This is a genomic window from Streptomyces sp. NPDC041713 (assembly GCF_055591085.1).
In genome coordinates, this window is record NZ_JBVIZY010000004.1 from 307,691 (window position 1) to 328,401 (window position 20,711).

The 20,711-nt window shown below is 72.9% G+C and carries 7 protein-coding genes; 6 read left to right on the forward strand and 1 reads right to left on the reverse strand.

The genetic code is table 11. The features are described from left to right. Positions 1–245 precede the first annotated feature (245 nt). The 5 genes from ACZ6CV_RS14695 to ACZ6CV_RS14715 all read left to right on the forward strand — a co-directional run bounded on the left by ACZ6CV_RS14695 (position 246) and on the right by ACZ6CV_RS14715 (position 19,089). Positions 246–5,219, forward strand: coding sequence for a type I polyketide synthase (locus tag ACZ6CV_RS14695; RefSeq protein WP_469251154.1), 4,974 nt, complete (start codon positions 246–248; stop codon positions 5,217–5,219). 111 nt (positions 5,220–5,330) lie between these two features. After that, positions 5,331–16,742 (forward strand): type I polyketide synthase, encoded by an 11,412-nt coding sequence (locus ACZ6CV_RS14700; RefSeq protein ID WP_469251155.1) that lies wholly within the window; start codon positions 5,331–5,333, stop codon positions 16,740–16,742. Between the two features lie 19 nt (positions 16,743–16,761). Next, a complete protein-coding gene (locus ACZ6CV_RS14705) occupies positions 16,762–17,196 on the forward strand; it encodes a nuclear transport factor 2 family protein (protein ID WP_469251156.1) in 435 nt (144 codons plus the stop codon). A gap of 37 nt (positions 17,197–17,233) precedes the next feature. After that, positions 17,234–17,647 carry a nuclear transport factor 2 family protein gene (locus ACZ6CV_RS14710; RefSeq protein WP_469251157.1) on the forward strand — a complete coding sequence of 138 codons (414 nt, stop codon included), beginning with the start codon at positions 17,234–17,236 and terminating at the stop codon, positions 17,645–17,647. Next, on the forward strand, positions 17,644–19,089 hold the full coding sequence (locus tag ACZ6CV_RS14715) for an NAD(P)/FAD-dependent oxidoreductase (RefSeq protein ID WP_469251158.1): 1,446 nt from the start codon (positions 17,644–17,646) through the stop codon (positions 19,087–19,089). The genes ACZ6CV_RS14710 and ACZ6CV_RS14715 overlap by 4 nt, the downstream gene beginning before the upstream one ends. 15 nt (positions 19,090–19,104) lie before the next feature. Here the strand turns inward: ACZ6CV_RS14715 and ACZ6CV_RS14720 are convergent, their stop codons facing one another. Then, a complete protein-coding gene (locus ACZ6CV_RS14720; RefSeq protein WP_362361240.1) occupies positions 19,105–19,683 on the reverse strand; it encodes a TetR/AcrR family transcriptional regulator in 579 nt (192 codons plus the stop codon). 87 nt (positions 19,684–19,770) lie between these two features. Between ACZ6CV_RS14720 and ACZ6CV_RS14725 the strand changes: the two genes are divergently transcribed. Then, a complete protein-coding gene (locus ACZ6CV_RS14725; protein WP_469251159.1) occupies positions 19,771–20,652 on the forward strand; it encodes an SDR family oxidoreductase in 882 nt (293 codons plus the stop codon). The last annotated feature ends 59 nt before the right edge of the window (positions 20,653–20,711 follow it).

A 20,711-nucleotide genomic window follows, 5' to 3' on the forward strand; every position in this document is an offset into this window, starting at 1 on the left:
TGACGACGTCCCGCTTCGCGTGATCAGAGCGTGACGACCTGACACCGGCTCACCTTTGCAGCCATCGCTTAAGCGGCCCTAAGAAGCTGCGTACACAGCCGAGTATTAGGAGGGCTTTAGCGCCGTCGAGGAGTCTGCGGACCGGCGGGGCTCCGCCTGCCCGATGCACATGCCGACCCCGCGGCCGTCCGGCCATCGGGTCAGGGGCCCGGCCGTTCTCGCGGAGAGGAGCGGTTGTCACCGGGATGGCGCACAACGAAGAGAAGCTTCTTGAGTATCTCAAGCGGGTCACAGCGGACCTGCGTCAGACGGAACGCCGGCTGCAGGACGTCGAGTCGGCGGGCCACGAGCCGATCGCGGTCGTCGGCATGGCCTGCCGGCTTCCGGGCGGTGTCCGGTCTCCCGAGGAGTTCTGGGATCTGATCTCCGCGGGCGGCGACGCCGTCGCCCCGCTGCCCGGCAACCGCAACTGGGACCTCGACGCGCTCTACGACCCGGATCCCGAGAGCACCGGCACCAGTTACGTCCGCGAGGGCGGCTTCGTCTACGACGCGGGCGACTTCGACTCCACCTTCTTCGGCATCGGCCCGAGCGAGGCGCTGGCCATGGCGCCACAGCAGCGGCTCGCCCTGGAGACGGCGTGGGAAGCGGTCGAACGCGCCGGCATCGACCCGTTCACCCTGCGCGGCAGCGCCACGAGCACCTTCATCGGCTGCGACGGCCTCGACTACGCCCTCGGCGCCTCCGAGGTGCCCGAGGGCACCGCCGGCTACTTCACCATCGGCAACTCCGGTAGCGTCACCTCGGGCCGCGTCGCCTACACCCTGGGGCTGGAGGGCCAGGCGGTCACGGTCGACACCGCGTGCTCCTCGTCGCTCGTCTCCCTCCATCTCGCGGCACAGTCCCTGCGCGCCCAGGAGTGTTCGCTGGCCCTGGCGGGCGGCACGTACGTGATGTCGTCGTCGGCCCCGCTGATCGGCTTCAGCGAACTGCGCGGCCTCGCCCCCGACGGCCGGTGCAAGCCGTTCTCGGCGAACAGCGACGGCATGGGCATGGCCGAGGGCACCGGCGTGCTGCTCCTGGAGCGGCTCTCCGACGCGCGCCGCAACGGCCGGAAGATCCTCGCGGTGATCCGGGGCTCGGCCGTCAACCAGGACGGCGCGAGCAACGGCCTCACCGCGCCCAACGGCCCCGCCCAGGAGCGGGTCATCCGCGCCGCCCTCGCCAACGCCCGCCTCACCGCCGAGGACGTCGACGTCGTGGAGGCGCACGGTACGGGGACGACGCTCGGCGACCCGATCGAGGCCGGCGCCCTCATCGCCGCCTACGGGCAGGAGCGGCCGGAGGACCGCCCCCTGTGGGTCGGTGCGGTGAAGTCCAACATCGGCCACACGCAGATCGCCGCGGGCGTCGCGGGCGTCATCAAGATGGTGATGGCCCTGCGCAACGACCTGCTGCCCGCCATCCTGCACGTCGACGAGCCGTCCCCGCACGTGGAGTGGGACGGCAGCGGGCTGCGCCTGCTCACCGAGGCGGTGAAGTGGCCGCGCGGCGAACGCCCGCGCCGGGCCGGGGTCTCGTCGTTCGGCTTCTCGGGGACGAACGCGCACCTGATCCTGGAGGAGGCGCCGGCGGAGGTACCTGCTGCTGACACGGCTTCTGCCTTTAATACGGCTTCTGATACTACTTCTGCTTCAGCCGCTGCCCGGGAGGGGGTGGGCGCCGTCGCGGGTGGGGTGATGCCGTGGGTGGTGTCGGGGCGGTCTGTGGCGGCTCTACGTGAACAGGCCCGGAAGCTCGGTGAGTTCACGGGACGGGACGAGGATGTCTCGGCTTCGGAGGTGGGGTGGTCGTTGGCCACGACACGGTCGGTGTTCGAGCATCGGGCCGTGGTGGTGGGGCGTGACCGGGACGCTTTGACGGCGGGGCTGGGTGCGTTGGCGTCGGGTGAGGTGTCGGCGGATGTGGTGTCCGGTGCGGCGACCTCTGGTGGTGCCGGGCCGGTGTTGGTGTTTCCGGGGCAGGGGTCGCAGTGGGTGGGCATGGGTGCCCAACTCCTCGATGAGTCGCCGGTGTTCGCTGCGCGGATGGGTGAGTGTGAGCGGGCGCTTTCGGCTTACGTGGACTGGTCGTTGACGGAGGTGTTGCGCGGGGACGGGGCGGAGCTGTCCCGGGTTGAGGTCGTGCAGCCGGTGCTGTGGGCGGTGATGGTGTCGCTGGCCGCCGTGTGGGCGGACTCTGGGATTGTTCCGGCTGCCGTGGTGGGGCATTCGCAGGGTGAGATGGCTGCCGCGTGTGTGGCGGGTGCGTTGTCGTTGGATGATGCGGCGCGGATCGTCGCCGTACGCAGTGACGCTCTGCGGCAGTTGCAGGGGCACGGGGACATGGCGTCCCTGGGCACGGGGGCCGAGCGGGCCGCTGAGCTGATCGGCGACCGGCCGGGCGTGTGTGTTGCCGCCGTCAACGGGCCGTCTTCTACGGTGATTTCGGGTCCGCCTGAGCATGTGGCGGCTGTGGTGGCGGAGGCCGAGTCGCAAGGGCTACGGGCGCGGGTCATCGACGTGGGTTACGCCTCTCACGGCCCCCAGATCGACGAACTCCACGACCTCCTCACCGAGCGCCTGGCCGACATCCAGCCGACCCGCACCGACACGGCTTTCTACTCGACGGTGACGGCTGAGCGCCTGTCGGACACCACGACGCTGGACACCGAGTATTGGGTCACCAACCTCCGCCAACCCGTCCGTTTCGCCGACACCATCGAGGCCCTCCTCGCCGACGGCTACCGGCTCTTCATCGAAGCCAGCCCCCACCCCGTCCTCAACCTCGGCATGGAAGAGACCATCGAGCAGGCACAAGCCACCGCCACCGTCGTCCCCACCCTCCGCCGCGACCACGGCGACGCCACCCAACTCGCCCGCGCCGCCGCCCACGCCTTCACCGCAGGCGCCGACATCGACTGGCGGCGCTGGTTCCCGACCGACCCCACCCCCCGTACCGTCGACCTCCCCACCTACGCCTTCCAACGCCAGCACTACTGGCTTGAGCGGGCCGCGGCTCCCGTGGCCGGCAGTGGTGAGCAGGGGGCCGCCGAGTCACAGTTGTGGCAGGCCGTCGAGGAGCTCGATCTCGAGCTTCTGGCCGAGACGTTGGGCTCGGAGGAGGGCAGTGCGGAGGCGGTACGGGCGCTGGAGCCCGCGCTGCCGGTGCTCCAGGGCTGGCGTCGGCGCCATCGGGACCAGACGACCATCGATTCCTGGCGCTATCGCGTCACGTGGAAGCATCAACCGGATGTCGCCGCGCCTGAACTGGGCGGCGCCTGGCTGCTGTTCGTACCCGACGGACACGTCGAGCACCCCGCCGTACGGGCCACCGTGGACGCCCTCACCGCGCACGGGGCGGACGGCGTGCGGCTCCACCCGGTGGAGACCGGCCGGGTCCGGCGCGACGAGCTGGCCTCGGTGGACACCGACGGAGTCGCCGGCATCGTCAACCTGCTGGCCCTGGACGAGGAGCCGCACCCCGAGCATCCCGCCGTACCCGCGGGGCTCGCCGCGACCACCGCGCTGGTCCAGGCCCTCGGCGACAACGGCACGAGCGCGCCGCTGCACACGGTCACCCAGGGTGCCGTCTCCACCGGCGCCACCGACCCGCTCACCCATCCCCTGCAGGCCCACGTCTGGGGGCTCGGGCGCGTGGCCGCCCTCGAACATCCCCGCCTGTGGGCCGGTCTGATCGACCTCCCGGCGCGCGTCGACACCCATATCCACGCACGGTTCGCCGCCGCCCTGCTTCCCGGGGACGAGGACCAGACCGCGATCCGTCCCACCGGCGTCCACACGCGGCGGTTCACCCACGCCCCCACCTCCCCCGCGATCCATCGGACCGAGCCGGCCTGGCGGCCCGAGGGGACCACCCTCATCACGGGCGGCACCGGCGGCATCGGCGCCGTCCTCGCCCGCTGGCTCGCCCACCGCGGCGCCCCCCACCTGCACCTCACCAGCCGTCGCGGGCCCGACGCCCCCGGCGCCGCGGAGCTCGCCGCCGAACTCAACGAGCTCGGCACCACCGTGACCGTCACCGCCTGCGACGTGGGCGACGCCGACCGGGTGCGCCGCCTTGTTGACGACATGCCCGACGAGCACCCTCTGACCGCCGTCATCCACGCGGCGGGGATCACCGATCTGACGGCGGTCGCCGATCTGACGACGGCGCGTCTGGGCGAGGTCCTCGGCTCCAAGTCCGGCGCGGCCTGGACCCTGCACGAGGCGACGCGCGGGATGGATCTCTCGGCGTTCGTGATGTTCTCCTCCGGCGCCGGTGTGTGGGGCAGCGGCCAGCAGGGTGCGTACGGGGCCGCCAACCACTTCCTCGACGCGCTCGCCGAACACCGGCGCTCGCGGGGGTTGCCCGCCACCACCGTCGCCTGGGGGCCCTGGGCCGAGGCCGGGATGTCGGCGGACCCGGAGTCGCTGACGTACTTCAAGCGCTTCGGTCTGCTCCCGATCGGACCGGAGCTGTGCGTCAAGGCGTTGCACCAGGCGGTGGACGCCGGTGACACGACGCTGACCGTGGCGAACTTCGACTGGGCGCGGTTCACGCCGACGTTCACCGCGCAGCGGCCCAGCCCCTTCCTCGACGACATCCCGGAGAACCGGCGGGAGGCCGAGCAGACCGGTTCCGCCGCGGAGACCAGCGCGTTCCGCGCGGAGCTCGCGAAGACTCCCGCGGCCCAGCGGCTCGGCTTCCTCGTCCAGCACGTACGGACGTACGCCGCCGCGACGCTCGGCCGCACGGTCGAGGACATCCCCGCCGCGCAGCCGTTCCAGGAGCTCGGCTTCGACTCGCTCACCGCGGTCCAGCTGCGCAACCAGCTCAACTCCACGACCGGGCTCACCCTGCCGGCCACCGTGATCTTCGACCATCCGACGTCCGAGGCGCTCGCGGCGCACCTGCGCGGGCAGCTCGGCGACGACGGCGGGGCCGCGGGCGAAGGCACCGTGCTCGCCGCGCTCGACAAGTGGGACGCCACGTACGGCACGGCCGAGGTCGACGAGGCAGCGCGCCGGCGGATCGTGGGCCGACTGCAGGTGCTGGTCTCGAAGTGGAGTCCGGCGCAACAAGCCCCGGAAGGAGGCGACTCCGCCCACGCCGATCTGGAGGCGGCCAGCGCGGACGACATCTTCGACCTGATCTCCAGCGAGTTCGGGAAGTCCTGAGCGAAGTCCCGAACCCGCCCGCCTCCCGTCGTCCCTCTTCCCCCACCGTCCTCTCCGCTCCCCCACCCGTACGTCCCCGATCACCACGTAGCGCCAAGGAGCCTGGGTCAGATGTCGAACGAGGAGAAGCTTCTCGATCACCTCAAGTGGGTCACCGCGGAGCTGCGCGAGGCCCGCCAAAAGCTCCGCGACAAGGAGTCGGCCGAACCCGTCGCGATCGTGGGCATGGCCTGCCGCTATCCCGGCGGCACACGCTCCGCCGAGGATCTGTGGCGGCTGGTGCGCGACGAGGGCGACGCGGTCGCCGCGTTCCCCGACGACCGGGGCTGGGACCTGGAGTCGCTCTACCACCCCGACCCGGAACACCCCGGCACCAGCTATGTGCGGGACGGCGCCTTCCTGTACGACGCGGGCGACTTCGACGCCGACTTCTTCGGCATCAGCCCGCGCGAGGCCGTCGCCATGGACCCCCAGCAACGGCTGCTCCTGGAGACCGCATGGGAGGCCATCGAGCACGCGGGCCTCAACCCGCAGGCGCTGAAGGGCAGCGACACCGGCGTCTTCACCGGCGTGAGCGCCCACGACTATCTGACGCTGATCAGCCAGACGGCCAGTGAGGTGGAGGGGTACATCGGCACCGGCAACCTCGGCAGCGTGGTGTCCGGCCGGATCTCCTACACGCTGGGCCTCGAAGGACCGGCGGTGACCGTCGACACGGCGTGCTCGTCCTCCCTGGTGGCCATCCACCTGGCGGCCCAGGCGCTGCGCCAGGGCGAGTGCTCCCTCGCACTGGCCGGCGGCTCGACGGTCATGGCGACGCCCGGCTCGTTCACCGAGTTCTCGCGGCAGCGCGGGCTCGCGCCGGACGGGCGGTGCAAGCCGTTCGCGGCCGCCGCCGACGGCACCGGCTGGGGCGAGGGCGCGGGCGTGGTGGCGCTCGAACTGCTCTCCGAGGCGCGCCGCCGCGGCCATCAAGTCCTCGCGGTGGTGCGGGGTTCGGCGATCAACCAGGACGGTACGAGCAACGGTCTCGCCGCCCCCAACGGTCCCTCGCAGGAGCGGGTCATCCGCGCCGCGCTCGCCAACGCGCGCCTCTCCCCCGAGGACGTCGACGCGGTGGAGGCCCACGGTACGGGCACCACGCTCGGCGACCCCATCGAGGCGCAGGCCCTGCTCGCCACGTACGGTCAAGGGCGGCCGGAGGAACGGCCGTTGTGGCTCGGATCGGTCAAGTCGAACATCGGTCACACGCAGGCCGCCGCGGGTGTCGCCGGTGTCATCAAGATGGTCATGGCGCTGCGCAACGAGCGGCTGCCCGCCTCGCTCCACATCGACGCGCCCTCCCCGCACGTGGCGTGGGAACAGGGCGGCGTGCGGCTGCTCGCCGAATCGGTCACCTGGCCGGCGGAGCGGACACGGCGTGCGGGCATCTCGGCCTTCGGCATCTCGGGCACGAACGCGCATCTGATCCTGGAGGAGGCGCCGCGGGACACACCGGAGTCCGCTGCGGAAGAGCCCGCTCCGGCGCCCGACGCGGCGCCGTCGTCGAACGGGGTGGTGCCGTGGGTGGTCTCCGGGCGGACCGGCGAGGCCCTGCGTGACCAGGCGCGGAGGCTGGGCGTATACGCGGCCGGGGGCACGGGTACCGGGGCCACGGGGACAGAGGACACGGATGCCTCGCCCGTGGAGGTCGGCTGGTCACTGGCCACGACACGGCCCCTGTTCGCGCACCGGGCGGTGGTGGCGGGAGGCGACCGGAACGCGTTGACGGCTGGGCTGGGTGCGTTGGCGTCGGGTGAGGCGTCGCAGGATGTGGTGTCCGGGGTGGCCGGGGATGTGGGTCCCGGTCCGGTGTTGGTGTTCCCGGGGCAGGGGTCGCAGTGGGTGGGGATGGGCGCCCAACTGCTCGATGAGTCGCCGGTGTTCGCGGCGCGGATCGGTGAGTGTGAGCGAGCGCTTTCGGCTTACGTGGACTGGTCGTTGACGGAGGTGCTGCGCGGGGACGGGGCGGAGCTGTCCCGGGTCGAGGTCGTGCAGCCGGTGCTGTGGGCCGTGATGGTCTCGCTCGCCGCCGTGTGGGCGGACAGCGGGGTTGTTCCGGCTGCTGTGGTGGGGCATTCGCAGGGTGAGATGGCTGCTGCTTGTGTGGCGGGTGCGTTGTCGTTGGAGGATGCGGCGCGGATCGTCGCCGTACGCAGTGACGCTCTGCGGCAGTTGCAGGGGCGCGGGGACATGGCGTCCCTGGGCACGGGCGCCGAGCGGGCCGCCGAGCTGATCGGCGACCGGCCGGGCGTGTGTATCGCCGCCGTCAACGGGCCGTCCTCCACGGTGATTTCGGGCCCGCCCGAGCACGTGGCCGCCGTAGTCACCGAGGCGGAATCCCAAGGGCTACGAGCCCGTGTCATCGATGTGGGCTACGCCTCCCACGGTCCGCAGATCGACGAGCTGCACGATCTGCTGACGGACCGCCTCGCCGACATCCAGCCCACCCCCACCGACGTGGCGTTCTACTCCACGGTGACCGCCGAACGCCTCGACGACACCACCTCCCTCGACACCGAGTACTGGGTCACCAACCTCCGCCAACCCGTCCGCTTCGCCGACACCATCGAAGCCCTCCTTGCCGACGGCTACCGGCTCTTCATCGAAGCCAGCCCCCACCCCGTCCTCAACCTCGGCATCCAGGAGACGTTCGAGGCCACCGGCGTCGACGCCCGTACCGTCCCCACCCTGCGCCGTGATCAGGGGGGCCGCGTCCAGTTCACGCACGCCGCCGCCCAGGCGTTCGTGGCCGGCGCGGACGTCGACTGGCGGCGCTGGTTCCCGGCCGACCCCGCCCCTCGTACGGTCGACCTCCCCACCTACGCCTTCCAGCACAAGCACTACTGGGTGGCGCCGCCCGCGGCGGGCGTTCCCGTGGGCGTCGGGCACGATCCGGTCGAGGCGCGGGTGTGGCAGGCCATCGAGGACCTGGACATCGACACCCTCGTCGACAGCCTGGGTATCCAGGGGCAGGCCGAGACCGTGGAGGTGCTGGAGCCCGCGCTGCCTGTTCTGTCCGCCTGGCGGCAGCGGCACCGGCAGCAGACCACCGTCGACTCCTGGCGCTACCACGTCACGTGGAAGCACCAGCCGGACGCCACCGCCCCTGATCTGAGCGGCAGTTGGCTGGTGCTCCTGCCCGCGGCGCACGCCGACCACCCCGTGGCCCGGGCGACCGCGCAGACGCTCGCCGCACATGGCGGGGACGTGCGCCAGCATGTGGTCGACGCACGCGCCGTGGAGCGTGCGGGGCTCGCGCAGGAGCTGCGGTCCCTCACGGACGGGGACGGGGACGGGGACGGGGGCGCCTGCGCCGGGATCGTGAATCTGCTCGCGCTGGACGAGGAGCCGCATCCCGAGCATCCGGCCGTGCCCTCCGGGCTCGCCGCGACCACCGCTCTCGTCCAGGCCCTGGGCGATCTCGCCGCCGACGGCACCAACACCGTCCCGGTACGCACCCTCACCCAGGGCGCCGTCTCCACGAGCGCCACCGACGCCCTCACCCACCCGGTGCAGGCCCAGGTCTGGGGGCTCGGGCGGGTCGCCGCGCTGGAGTATCCGCAGCTGTGGGCCGGTCTGGTCGACCTTCCGGGGCGTGTCGACCACCAGACGCTCTCCCGTCTCGCCGCGGTCCTGGCGTTCCGGGACGAGGACCAGGTGGCCGTCCGCGCGGGCGGCGTCCAGGCCCGTCGTCTCACTCACGCGCCGGCCCGCGCGCACGACAGCGGCATACAGTGGCGGCCCGAGGGGACCACTCTCATCACGGGCGGCACCGGCGGCATCGGCGCGGTCCTCGCCCGCTGGCTCGCGCGGGAAGGCGCCCCGCATCTGCTGCTGACCAGCCGCCGCGGGCCCGACGCGCCCGGCGCCGACGAACTCGGCGCGGAACTACGCGAGTTGGGTGCCGCCGTCACCATCGTCTCGTGCGACGTCGGTGACCGCGAGCAGGTGCGGGGTCTCATCGAGTCCGTACCGGACGAGCATCCGCTGACGGCCGTGATCCACGCGGCGGGCGTGCCGAACTACATCGGGCTCGGCGACGTGTCGGGCGCGGAGCTGGACGAGGTGCTGCGGCCCAAGGCGCTCGCCGCGCAGCACCTGCACGAGGCGACGCGCGGGGCGGATCTCTCGGCGTTCGTGATGTTCTCCTCCGGCGCCGGTGTCTGGGGCAGCGGCCAGCAGGGCGCGTACGGCGCCGCCAACCACTTCCTCGACGCGCTCGCCGAACACCGCCGCTCCCAAGGTCTGCCCGCCACCTCCATCGCATGGGGTCCCTGGGCCGAGGCCGGAATGGCCTCCGATCAGGCCGCGTTGACGTTCTTCAGCCGGTTCGGCCTGCACCCGCTGAGCCCGGAGCTCTGCGTCAAGGCGCTGCAGCAGGCGCTCGACGCGGGCGAGACGACGCTGACCGTGGCGAACTTCGACTGGGCGCAGTTCACGTCGACGTTCACCGCGCAGCGGCCCAGCCCGCTCCTCGCCGACCTGCCCGAGAACCGCAGGGATAGCGCGCCCGCGGCAGCCGAGGAGGAGTCCGCGGAGGCGTCCTCGCTCCAGCGGGAGCTGACCGAGGCGAAACCCGCGCAGCAGCGGCAGTTGATCCTTCAGCACGTACGCGCACAGGCCGCGGCCACCCTCGGGCACGCGGACGTCGACGCCGTACCCGCGACACAACCCTTCCAGGAGCTGGGCTTCGACTCGCTCACCGCGGTGGAGCTGCGCAACCGGCTCAACAAGAGCACCGGCCTGACGCTGGCCACCACCGTCGTCTTCGACCATCCCACGCCCGACTCCCTCACCGACCTCCTCCTCGCCGAACTGTCCGGCGACACCTCGGCCGCCGGCTCCGCCGCCCTGACGGCCACGTCCGCCGCCGGCGACGAGCCGATCGCGATCGTCGGCATGGCCTGCCGCTACCCGGGCGACGTCCGCTCGGCCGAGGAGCTGTGGGACCTGGTCACGGCCGGCCGGGACGCCATGGGGGACTTCCCCGACGACCGGGGCTGGGACCTGGAGACGCTGTACGACCCGGACCCGGAGAGCCGGGGCACCAGCTATGTGCGCGAGGGCGGATTCCTGTACGACGCGGGCGACTTCGACGCCGGCTTCTTCGGTATCAGCCCGCGCGAGGCCGTCGCCATGGACCCCCAGCAACGGCTGCTCCTGGAGACCGCGTGGGAGGCCATCGAACGCGCGGGACTCGACCGGGAGACCCTCAAGGGCAGCAACGCCGGGGTGTACACGGGCCTCACGATCTTCGACTATCTGGCGCTCGTCGGTGAACGCCCCACCGAGGTCGAGGGGTACATCGGCACCGGCAACCTCGGCTGTGTCGCCTCCGGTCGGGTGTCGTACGTCCTCGGGCTCGAAGGCCCGGCGATGACCATCGACACCGGGTGTTCGTCCTCTCTGGTGGCGATCCACCAGGCGGCGCACGCGCTGCGGCAGGGCGAGTGCTCCCTCGCCCTCGCGGGCGGCGCGACGGTGATGGCCACGCCCGGCGCCTTCGTCGAGTTCTCCCTGCAGCGTGGCCTGGCCAAGGACGGGCGATGCAAGCCGTTCGCGGCCGCCGCCGACGGCACGGGATGGGCCGAGGGAGTCGGCCTGCTCGTCCTCGAACGGCTCTCCGAGGCCCGCCGCAACGGCCACAACGTCCTTGCGGTGATCCGGGGTTCGGCCATCAACCAGGACGGTACGAGCAACGGTCTCACGGCACCCAACGGCCAGGCGCAACAGCGCGTGATCCGGCAGGCGCTCGCCAACGCCCGCCTCTCCGCCGAGGACATCGACGCGATCGAGGCGCACGGCACCGGCACCATGCTGGGCGACCCCATCGAGGCGAGTGCGCTCGTCGCGACGTACGGCAAGGAGCGGTCCGAGGACCGGCCCCTCTGGCTCGGCTCAATCAAGTCCAATATCGGCCACGCCCAGGCGTCGGCGGGCGTCGCCGGGGTCATCAAGATGGTCATGGCCCTGCGCAACGAGCAGTTGCCGGCCTCGCTGCACATCGACTCCCCCACACCGCACGTGGAGTGGGAGGGCAGCGGCGTGCGCCTCCTGTCGGAGCCGGTCGCCTGGCCGCGCGGCGAACGTCCGCGCCGCGCGGGCGTCTCGGCCTTCGGCATCTCGGGCACGAACGCCCACCTGATCCTGGAGCAGGCCCCCGACGCACCGGAACCTGTGGACGCCGCTCTGACGGTCGGGTCCCCGGCCGGAGTGGTGCCGTGGGTGGTGTCGGCGCGCGGTGAGGAGGCGCTGCGGGCCCAGGCCGGGCTCCTGGCCGAGCGCGCGACGGCCGACGCTCGGCTCGCGTCACCCCTCGACGTGGGCTGGTCGCTGGTCAAGAGCCGCTCGGTCTTCGAGAACCGGGCCGTGGTCGTGGGCAAGGACCGCGAGACGCTCCTCGCGGGGCTTCGGTCCTTGGCGGCGGGTGAACCCTCCCCGGATGTCGTCGCGGGCGCCGTCCAGGGTGCTTCCGGTGCCGGGCCGGTGTTGGTGTTTCCGGGGCAGGGGTCGCAGTGGGTGGGCATGGGTGCCCAACTCCTTGACGAGTCTCCGGTGTTCGCGGCGCGGATCGGTGAGTGTGAGCGGGCGCTGTCGGCTTACGTGGACTGGTCGTTGACGGAGGTGTTGCGCGGGGACGGTAGTGAACTGTCCCGGGTCGAGGTCGTGCAGCCGGTGCTGTGGGCCGTGATGGTCTCGCTGGCCGCCGTGTGGGCGGACTGCGGGGTCATTCCGGCCGCCGTGGTCGGGCATTCGCAGGGTGAGATGGCCGCTGCATGTGTGGCGGGTGCGTTGTCGTTGGAGGATGCGGCGCGGATCGTTGCCGTACGCAGTGACGCTCTGCGGCAGTTGCAGGGGCACGGGGACATGGCGTCCCTGGGCACGGGCCCGGAGCAGGCCGGTGAGCTGATCGGCGACCGGCCCGGCGTGTGTGTTGCCGCCGTCAACGGGCCTTCCTCTACGGTGATTTCGGGCCCGCCCGAGCATGTCGCCACCGTGGTCGCGGAGGCCGAGTCGCAAGGGCTACGAGCTCGTGTCATCGACGTGGGTTACGCCTCCCACGGTCCCCAGATCGACGAACTCCACGACCTCCTCACCGAGCGTCTGGCGGAGATCGCACCGACCCGTACAGACGTCGCTTTCTACTCCACCGTGACCGCCGAACGCCTCGACGACACCACCGCTCTCGACACCGAGTACTGGGTCACCAATCTCCGTCAACAGGTCCGCTTCGCCGACACCATCGAAGCTCTCCTCGCCGACGGCTACCGGCTCTTCATCGAAGCCAGCCCTCACCCCGTCCTCAACCTCGGCATGGAAGAGACCATCGAACGGGCCGCCCTGCCCGCCACCGTCGTCCCCACCCTCCGCCGCGACCACGGCGACGCCGCCCAACTCGCCCGCGCCGCCGCGCTCGCCTTCACCGCGGGCGCGGAGGTCGACTGGACCGGATGGTTCCCTGCCGTGCCGCTGCCTCGGGTGGTGGACCTGCCGACGTACGCCTTCCAGCGCGAGCGGTACTGGTTGGAGGGGCGCAGGGGTGTCGCCGGGGATCCCGCGGGGCTCGGGCTCGCCTCTGCGGGGCATCCGCTGCTCGGCGCCGCCGTGGAACTCGCGGACGGCAGCAGCCATGTGCTGACCGGCCGGATCTCGCCGCGCGACCAGACGTGGCTGGCGGAGCACCGGGTCATGGACACCGTGCTACTTCCCGGTTCGGCGTTCGTCGAGCTGGCGCTGCAGGCCGCGGCGCGCACCGGCTGCGAGGAGCTGGCGGAGCTGACCCTGCACACGCCGCTCACCTTCGGCGACGAGGGCGCGGGGACGGTCGATCTGCAGGTCGCGGTCGGCGCGGTCGCCGAGGACGGCCGTCGTCCCGTCTCCGTCTACTCGCGCCCTGCGAGCGAGGGCGAGGAGGCCACGTGGACCCGGCATGCCGCGGGTGTGGTCGCGCCCGCCGAAGCGGATGCTGAAGCGGACGCCGAAGCGCTCTCCGCGGCGGGCTCCGCGGCGGACGTCCCGTTCGGCGGGGCCTGGCCGCCACCCGGAGCCACCCCGGTCGGCGGGACGGATCCGTACGACGAACTCGCCACGCACGGATACGACTTCGGGCCCGGCTCCCAGGGACTCGTGAGCGCCTGGCGCCTCGGGGACGACATCTTCGCCGAGGTGGCGCTGCCCGAGAGCGAGAGCGGCCGGGCCGACCGCTACCAGGTGCACCCGGTGCTCCTCGACGCCACCCTGCACGCGCTGATCCTGGACGCGGTCACCTCGTCCGCCGAGACCGACCAGGTGCTGCTGCCGTTCTCCTGGAGCGGGCTGCGGGTGCACGCGTCGGGCGCGTCCCGGCTGCGGGTCCGCGTCGCACGGACCGGCCCCGACCAACTGGCCCTGACGGCCGTGGACAGCGACGGTTCGCCGGCGTTGACACTGGACTCGCTCACGGTGCGGCCGGTCGGCGCGCACCAGATCGCCGGGTCCCGTTCGGCGGACCGCGATGCGCTCTTCGGGCTCGTGTGGGCGAAGGCGGCCGTGGCGGCCGGTGACGGGGGCGGTGCCACGCGTCCCGCCGTGGTGGCGCCGGCCGGCGAACCGCTGGGCGCCGCGCTCGCCGGTGCGCTGTCCGATGCCCCCGTGTGGGGCACGTTCGGCGCGCTCCGGGCCGGTGTCGAGGCGGGCGGCGAGGCTCCCGACGTCGTACTCGCCGTGTGTACCGGGCTCGGTGCGGGTTCGGGGAGCGGCGTGGCCGGTGCGGGTGCACGCGGTGACTCGGGCGGTGCGGGTGGTGCCGGTGGTGCGGACGCACGCGGTGACTCGGCCGGGGCAGGTGCGGTCGGGGACGCGCGGACGGCTGCCGTGGCGCTGCTGTCGCTGCTGAAGGAGTGGGTCGACGATCCGGCGTTCACGGCCGGCCGCCTCGTCGTCGTCACCCGGGGCGCGGTGGCGACCAGGCCGGGCGAGATCCTCGGCGACGTGCCGGGCGCCTCCCTGTGGGGTCTGGTACGCAGCGCGCAGGCGGAGAACCCCGGCCGTCTCACCCTGCTCGACCTCGACGAGTTGGACGCGTCTCTCGGCGCGCTGCCGGGCGTACTCGCCTCGCGCGAGCCGGAGTTGGCGCTGCGCGACGGGCAGGCGTATGTGCCACGGCTCGTACGCGACGACGTCTCGGTGCGGCTCGCGCCACCGGTCGGATCGACTACGTGGCGCCTTGCCCGGGGCCGTACGGAAGGGGCTGGTGCGGGAGGCGCCGGTGCGGGAGGGACCGCTGCAGGAGGGCCGTTGTCGCTCGTCGACGCTCCCGAGGCGGGGCGGGCGCTGGAACCGCACGAGGTGCGGGTGGCGCTGCGGGCCACCGTGCCCGGCTCGGGAACGCGCGGGGCACACGCTCTGTCCGGGGCGGGCTCGGTAGCGCGTGCGGGCTCGGTCGAAGGTGCCGGCGTGGTGACCGAGGTCGGCGACGCGGCGGGCTCGGTGACCGTGGGCGACCGCGTGATGGGCGTGTTCGACGCGGTCGGGCCGGTGGCCGTCGCCGACGCCGGGGTGGTCATTCCCGTACCTGCCGGCTGGAGTTGGGCAAGGGCGGCGGGATCGCTGGGAGCCTACGTGGCCGCGTACCACGTGCTGGCGGATGTCGTCGTGCCGCGCGGCGGGGAGTCGCTGCTCGTCGAGGAGGACACCGGTTCCGTCGGCCGGGCCGTGCTGGGTCTCGCGGCGCACTGGCACCTCGATGTGGTCGGCGGCGGACTGTCGGGCCGCGGATCGGGCGGCGCGCCGGCGGCCGACGGGGTTGATGGGGTCGATGTGGTCATAGGGCGCCAGGACCCCCCGACGGTCACGCCCGGCGACGGCGGCGGCGAGGAGGCCCTGACCGTCCGCCGTTCCGGTGCCGATTCCGGACCCGGTGACGCAGGCACCGGCGCGGGCGCGGGCACGGGACAGCCCGTCACCCCCGCAACCCCCGACCGCGTACGCGAAATCCTCGCCGAACTGGCCCAGTTGGCCGACGACGGCGCCCTGGAGCCGCTCGACGTCTCCGTATGGGACGTCCGGCAGGCGCCAGCGGCAGAAGCCGCACCCCCGTCACCCGGCACCACCGCCGTGTTCACCCTGCCCGTCCCCTTCGACCCCGACGGCACCGTGCTGATCACCGGCGGCACCGGCGCGCTCGGCGCCCTCACAGCGCGCCACCTGGTGAGCCGCCACGGCGCCCGGCACCTGCTCCTGTCCAGCAGGCGCGGGGCCGACGCGCCGGGCGCCCTGGAGCTGGCGGCGGAACTCTCCGCGCTCGGCGCGCGGGTCACCTTCGCGGCCTGCGACCCGGGCGAGCGGGAAGCGGCCGCCGCGCTCGTGGAGTCGGTGCCCGCCGAGCATCCGCTGACCGCCGTCTTCCACTGCGCGGGCACCGTGGACGACGCGGTGGTGCAGAACCTCACCGCCGAGCAGGTCGAGGCCGTGATGCGGGTGAAGGCGGACGCCGCGTGGCATCTGCACGAGCTGACGCGGGACGCCGACCTGTCCGCGTTCGTCCTGTACTCCTCGGTCGCCGGGCTGCTCGGCGGCCCCGGCCAGGGCAGCTACACGGCCGCCAACGCCTTCCTCGACGCGCTGGCCCGGCACCGGTACGACACCGGGCTCGCGGCGACCTCGCTGGCCTGGGGCTACTGGGATCTGGAGAGCGGGATGTCCGGACGGCTCACCGACGCCGACCGGGCCCGCCACGCCCGCGCCGGTGTGGTCGGACTCGACGCCGACGAGGGGCTCGCCCTGCTCGACACCGCGTGGGCCGCGGGCCTGCCGCTCCTGGCACCGGTCCGCCTGGACCTGGCGCGGATGCGGCGGCAGGCCCAGAGCCACCCGGCCCCCGCCCTCCTGCGGGACCTGGTGCGCGGCACGCACAGGAGCGGCGGCGCCGGTACGGCCGGGTCGTCCGCGCTCCTCAAGGCGCTCGGCCGGATGTCCTACACGGAGCGCGAGGAGGCGCTGCTCGACCTGGTGCGTACGCACATCGCGGCCGTCCTCGGCCACGACGCCGCGGCCCCGGTCAACGCGACGCAGGGGCTGCGGGAGCTCGGCTTCGACTCGCTGACGGCGGTGGAGCTGCGCAACCGGCTCTCGACGGCGACCGGCCTGAAGCTGCCGGCCACGTTCGTCTTCGACCACCCCAACCCCGCGGAGCTCGCCGCGCACCTGGGGCAGGAGCTCGCGCCGCGCGCGGCGGACCCGCTCGCCGGCGTCCTCGCGGAGTTCGAACGGCTGGAGAGCTCGCTCCTGTCGGTCTCCTCGAAGGACGGCACCGCACGCGCCGAGCTGGCCGGGCGGCTCCGCGCCACGCTGGCCCGGCTGGACACCCCGGCGGAGACGACGGGCGAGGCGGCGGTGGCGGCCCGCATCCAGGACGCGTCGGCCGACGATATCTTCGCGTTCATCGACCGGGACCTCGGCAGGGACAGCGGCAACGGACAGGCAGTGGAGGGACAGCGGTGAACGAAGGGGAGGAACAGCGGTGAACGAGTTCGCCCGCAAGCAGCGCGCCCAGGAGCACAGCCGGCGGATCAACGCCGGGGACCTCGACGCGCTCGTGGAGCTGTACGCGCCCGACGCCGTCCTCGAGGACCCGGTCGGCCACCCACCGGTCACCGGGCACGCGCAGCTACGCACCCATTACGCGCACCTCTTCTCCGCGCGGCTACGGGAGCAGGCGGGACAGCCCGTCGCCGGGCAGGACGCGGCGCACGCGCTGATCCAGGTGGTCTCCGAGATGGACTACCTGCCCGTGGGCCCTTCGTACGCCGAGCGGGGCTGGCTCAAGGCCCCCGACGTCCCGGAGACGGCCCGCCTGCGGCGTACGGCGATGCTCGTGATCCGCATGGACCCGTCCGGCCTCATCCGGCATCTGAAGTCGTACTGGGGCACATCCGATCTCACGGTCCTCGGCTGAAGCGCAGGCCGAGGCCCCACCCCGCACTGGAGGTGCTATGCCCGACGAGGCCACCCGCAAGCAGATGGCCGTCGACTACGCCGAGCGGATCAACGCCGGTGACATCGAGGGCGTCCTCGACCTGTTCACGGACGACATCGTCTTCGAGGACCCCGTGGGGCGGCCGCCGATGGTGGGCAAGGACGATCTGCGCCGGCACCTCGAACTCGCCGTCTCCTGCGGTACGCACGAGGTGCCGGACCCGCCGATGACCTCGATGGACGACCGGTTCGTGGTGACGCCGACGACGGTCACCGTGCAGCGACCGCGGCCGATGACCTTCCGCATCGTCGGCATCGTCGAGCTCGACGAGAACGGGCTCGGGCGCCGGGTCCAGGCGTTCTGGGGAGTGACGGACGTGACCATGGACGAGCCCGCCGACAGCAGCCAGCCCGAAGGGATCCGCGCGTGACCACCACCCGACCCGCACACGCCGTCGTACTGGGCGCCAGCATGGCCGGCACCCTGGCGGCCCACGCCCTGGCCCGGCACGTGGACGCCGTCACCGTCGTCGAACGGGACGCGCTGCCCGGGGAGCCCCTGCACCGCAAGGGGGTCCCGCAGGGCCGCCACGCCCACCTGCTGTGGTCCAACGGCGCCCGCCTCATCGAGGAGATGCTGCCGGGCACCACCGAGCGCCTCCTCGCCGCGGGCGCCCGACGCCTCGGCTTCCCCGAGGACCTGGTGACGCTGACCGGGCAGGGCTGGCAACACCGCTTCCCCGCGACGCAGTTCGCGCTGGTCGCCAGCCGCCCGCTGCTCGACCTGACGGTGCGCCGGCAGGCTCTCGCGGCCGGCAACATCACCGTCCGGCAGCGCACCGAAGCCGTGCAGCTGACGGGTGACGACCGCCGGGTCAGCGGTGTCGTCGTACGTGAGGTCGACGGCGGGCGGCAGGAGACGCTGGCGGCGGACCTGGTGATCGACGCCACCGGGCGCGGCTCCCGTCTCAAGCAGTGGCTGTCGGCGCTCGGCGCGCCCGCCCTGGAGGAGGACGTGGTGGACGCGGGTGTCGCCTACGCCACCCGGCTCTTCCAGGCACCGCCCGGTGCGACGACCCGCTTCCCCGCCGTCAACATCGCCGCGGACGACCGGGTGCGCGAGCCGGGCCGGTTCGGCGTGGTCTACCCCATCGAGGGCGGCCGCTGGCTGGCGACGCTCTCGTGTACGCGGGGCGCCCAACTGCCGAGTACGGAGGACGAGTTCGTACCGTTCGCCGAGAACCTCAACCACCCGGTCATCGCCCATCTCCTGCGCGACGCCGAACCGCTCACGCCCGTCCACCACTCCCGCTCCGGGGCGAACCGCCGCCTCTATCCGGAGCGGCAGGAGCGGTGGCCCGACGGCCTGCTCGTCATCGGCGACTCGCTCACCGCGTTCAACCCGATCTACGGCCACGGCATGAGCTCGGCCGCGCGCTGCGCCGACACGATCGACCGCGAGTTCGCCCGCGAAGGGTGGGGCGGTCCGGGCGCCGCCCTCGCCCTGCAGAAGGCGATCGGCGCGGCGGTCGACGATCCGTGGATCCTGGCCACGACCAAGGACATCGACTACGTCAACTGCCGTGTGTCCGCGACGGATCCACGCCTCACGGGGGTGGACACCGAGCAGCGGCTGCGGTTCGCCGAGGCCATCACCGCGGCGTCGATCCGCTCGCCGAAGGCGTCCGAGATCGTCACGGACGTGATGAGCCTCAACGCGCCGCAGAGCGAACTGGGCTCCAACCGCTTCCTGATGGCGATGCGTGCCGACGAGCGCCTCCCGGAACTCACCGCACCGCCGTTCCTGCCCGAGGAGTTGGATGTGGTGGGCCTGGACGCGGCGACGATCGCGCCGGAGGCGGCGCGGACCTGAGGTGCCGGTTCCCGGTCAGCCCAGCGAGGCGCTCGCGATCCGTAGCTCGTCCAGGGCCGACAGGACGTATCCGGCGAGTTCCCCCTCGCCCTCCCGGTCGCCGTCGGACCACTGGGCGAACCCGCGCTTGAAGGCGAGGACGCCGAGCTCGCTCGCGAGGGCCGCGGTGGGGTCGGGCAGGCCGCGGGCGACCAGGGCGGCCGTCATCGCGGCAGCGAGCGTGACGGTCTTGAGCGCGTCACGCTCCTGCAGCTCGACGCAGGACGCGATGGCCGCCTTCACGCGCGGGGCGAGCTCGCGGTTCATGGGGCCCATCGCACTCGACGCGCGTTCGAGCCCGGCGGCGACCGCCTCAAGCGGGGTGGCGCGGCGGGGGGCCTCTGCGATGCCCTCGGTGAGCAGCCGGCTCAGCGTCTCCTGCCCGGCCGCCAGCAGCTCCCGCTTGTCGGGGAAGTGCCGGAAGAAGGTGCTCTTGGTGACGCCGGCGCGCTCGGCGATCTGCGCGACCGTCGTGGCGTCGTACCCCTGCTCGGTGAACAGGTCGACCGCTGCCACGACGAGGCGCTCGCGTGCGCCTGGTTCCCACCTACCCATGGGACCAGCATAGGTGACGGGACTCTTGTCCCGTCACCCTGGTAGCTTGTGACGGGACAAGAGTCCCATCACTCGGGGAGGATCCCCATGCGTGTCTTCGTCACCGGCGCCACCGGCCTGATCGGGTCCACCGTCGTCGCCGAACTGCTCGGCAACGGCCATACCGTCCTCGCGCTCGCCCGTTCCGACGCGTCCGCCCTCGCCGCCGAGGCGGCCGGCGCCGAGCCGCTGCGGGGAGCCCTCGCCGATCTGGACGTCCTGCGGGCCGGCGCCGCTCGGGCCGACGGGGTCGTCCACCTGGCGTTCGGCAACGACTTCAGCACCCCCGAGGCCCTCGCGCAGAACGTCGCCGAGGAGAGCGCCGCCCTCGCGGCCCTGGGCGAGGAACTCGTGGGCAGCGACCGCCCCCTCGTGACCGTCTCCGGTACGCCGCACACCCCCGGCCGCCCCTCCACCGAGGCCGACCCGGTGCCGACCGACGGACCGGTCGGCGGTCGCGGCCGCGCGGTCACGGCGATTCTGGGCCTGGCCACGCGCGGGGTCCGGAGCACGGCCGTACGGCTGCCGCGCACGGTCCACAACGAGGGCACCGGCGGGTTCGCCGGCCTGCTGACCGACATCGCCCGTCGCAACGGGGTGTCCGGCTACCCGGACGACGGCACGCAGCGCTGGCCGGCCGTCCACGCGCTCGACGCGGCGGTCCTCTTCCGGCTCGCCCTGGAAGGGGCGGACGCCGGGACCGTCTGGCACGCCGTCGCCGACGAGGGGGACCGGGTGCGGGACATCGCCGAGGTCATCGGCCGGCGTCTGGGCCTGCCGGTCGAGTCGGTGCCGTCATCGACGTACGGCCCGCTCGGCCCCATCTTCGCGAGCGACCAGCCCTCATCCAGCGTCCACACCCGGCAGGCCCTCGGCTGGGAGCCGAAGCGTCCCGGGCTCCTGGAGGACCTGGAGAACAGCCGGCCCTGACCGGCGAAAGACCCCTGCCCTGACCGGGGAGAGGCAGGCCCCGCCCGGCGTACGGCGCG

Excerpts from the sequence above, each read along its gene's own strand:
- ACZ6CV_RS14710 (WP_469251157.1), top strand. The coding sequence starts at position 17,234 with ATGCCCGACGAGGCCACCCGCAAGCAGATGGCCGTCGACTACGCCGAG.
- ACZ6CV_RS14725 (WP_469251159.1), top strand. The coding sequence starts at position 19,771 with ATGCGTGTCTTCGTCACCGGCGCCACCGGCCTGATCGGGTCCACCGTC.
- ACZ6CV_RS14695 (WP_469251154.1), top strand. The coding sequence starts at position 246 with ATGGCGCACAACGAAGAGAAGCTTCTTGAGTATCTCAAGCGGGTCACA.
- ACZ6CV_RS14720 (WP_362361240.1), bottom strand. The coding sequence starts at position 19,683 with ATGGGTAGGTGGGAACCAGGCGCACGCGAGCGCCTCGTCGTGGCAGCG.
- ACZ6CV_RS14700 (WP_469251155.1), top strand. The coding sequence starts at position 5,331 with ATGTCGAACGAGGAGAAGCTTCTCGATCACCTCAAGTGGGTCACCGCG.